This window comes from Candidatus Phytoplasma melaleucae (genome assembly GCF_030588185.1).
Lineage (GTDB): Bacteria > Bacillota_I > Bacilli_A > Acholeplasmatales > Acholeplasmataceae > Phytoplasma > Phytoplasma melaleucae.
Genome location: NZ_JAOSID010000019.1, coordinates 1 through 1,565, shown reverse-complemented (window position 1 = coordinate 1,565; position 1,565 = coordinate 1). Strand labels below are relative to the sequence as shown.

Sequence of the window (1,565 nt, the reverse complement as noted above, 5' to 3'; positions counted from 1 at the left end):
CCCAATGCAAAGTCGTCCTTTTGCAACATCCTGCTGAGGAGAAACGATGTCTAAATACGGCTACTATTTTGAGATTATCTCTGAAACCCGATAAATGCGTTGTGTATAAAGGCACCAGATTCCCACAAAGCAGGTATAGTGATTGTTCCATTTTCAATATTTATAAGAGTGCTAATAATTCATTTGTTAGATTGAATTATATTTTCAGGTACGCTGAGTTGATCGATATTTTTAGTTCTCCAAATACATTATTGCTATATCCATCAGTTAGAGCAATTGATATTCACCAGTTACCTAAAGTGCAAGAGCAATCTCCATATACTTTAGTGATAATCGATGGAACTTGGGCTCAAGCGAAGACTATGTTCAATAAATCAGCTTCAATACAATCCCTTAAACAGGTTATTAGAATTTACCTTTGGTAGTGATCATAAATGGAGGTTAGTGAAATAGTAAATTTTCAGGTCAAGTTATCACAACATCGAGGTAGCGAATATATCATTCGAACGCAACCAACTGAAACTTGCTTATCAACTGTAGAAACAGCTGCGGAAGCATTGAGCGTGCTGGAGGATAAACCAGATTTCAAAAGTGACCTATTGCGACCATTGTCTGCTCTATGTCTGTATCAGTTGAATCATGGTGCAGTCATTCACGAAAGTAAAGAATTTAGACTGAAGAATCAGACATATCCTAAATTAATTGGTAAAAGGTTGAAGAAATTACTTGAAAAAACGTACTCTGAAAATGAAGACGATTTACAAGAAATAGTACAAATATCCAACGAAAGTCAAAAAAAGAATGAACATGAAAACTAACGGTATATACACTGATTCTGATCAATCTGAAGTAAAATTAATGAGCTTTAATATTCATAAATGGACCATTCCCAACTTTCTGTAAATTATTTCTTATTTGTATTTATTACTGTCTATACAATTAGTCGATTATCCATTTATGTTCAACAATTACTTTCAGATTTTTTTTGAATAAGAAAGTGAAACGAACAATTCAAGAACACGTAATTTATTTTTATCATAAACTGTACACTAAAACAAATTTATTTCCGTATGATATAAGCAATGGTTGTAAGGAAATGAGAGAAAAAGAAAAGTTTCCTCAATACAGATGTACTACTTACAATCGCACAGATAAATCTAACTCCGTCAGCATTTTATAGAAAAATATGAACTTCGCCTCCATACTGTCAAATTTTCTGTTACAGAAAAAAGAATTTCAAGTTTTTCTCAGAGGAAACGGATGAATGAGAATTCTAAGGCCACACTTCAGGAATAACATTTACAAGGAAAATATCACGATTCAACTTCATCTGTTTCTTTTTGAGAATTGATAGCCTTTTCCAAAGCATTAAGAATTTCCCACTTGACTTCTTCGTAAATTTTTTGACTCTTAATAAGCATCAACTCACTAGCAATGTATTTACCAAATATATCTTATTTGCGCTTAAACAATAATAAAAATTATAAATAAGTTTTTAATAGGAAAAAAAAAAAAAAAAAAAAAAAATGAAAAAATACATACAGATATGTACATATAAAACTCCG

The 1,565-nt window shown here is 31.4% G+C and carries 1 pseudogene; it reads left to right on the top strand.

The features are described from left to right. Positions 1 to 818: pseudogene (locus tag OC680_RS02245) on the top strand (tRNA-uridine aminocarboxypropyltransferase); the annotation flags it as partial. Between the last annotated feature and the right edge of the window lie 747 nt (positions 819 to 1,565).